Consider the following 523-nt stretch of genomic DNA (forward strand, 5'->3'; position numbering starts at 1 on the left):
AAATAAGGATTGATCCAGACACGCTTATCTTCCTCAAAGGGAATAGAGCCACTAAAGACAAGTTCCTCCTCATTAAGATTCTTTGCTTGATCCTTTTGAAAGAAGAGGAGATCTGTGGTCACTCGAGTACCTGCAATCGTTTTAAAAGCCGTATCCGGCAAACGAACACCCCCTAAAAAATGAGTGTTGGTTTTAATCTCTTGTAAGACATTATCTGTCCGCTTATCCATTGTCCCAATAGATGAGATAATCGACACTTGTCCTCCGTCTCTTACTAAATCAAGTGAGTGTTTGACAAAGTAATCATGAATCATATAAGGTTTATCGTAGTTTTTATCGGCAATGCGAAAATTTCCAAAAGGAACATTCGTTAAGACTAAATCAAAACTATTATTTTGATAGGGAACTTCTTCAAATCCTCGCACTTCAATATGGGTATTGGGGTGGAGTTGTTTTGCGATTGCGCCTGTCACACTGTCTAATTCAACCCCATAGAGCTCTGATTTATCTCGTATACTTCTAG

The 523-nt window shown here is 38.6% G+C and carries 1 protein-coding gene; it reads right to left on the minus strand.

Features of this window, described 5'->3' with window-relative positions:
• Positions 1–523: N-6 DNA methylase (locus tag D8863_RS10945; protein ID WP_142999504.1), on the minus strand; the 523-nt coding region annotated here is incomplete at both ends.

The sequence above is a fragment of the Streptococcus oralis genome (assembly GCF_003943825.1).
Taxonomy (GTDB): Bacteria; Bacillota; Bacilli; order Lactobacillales; family Streptococcaceae; genus Streptococcus; species Streptococcus oralis_CD.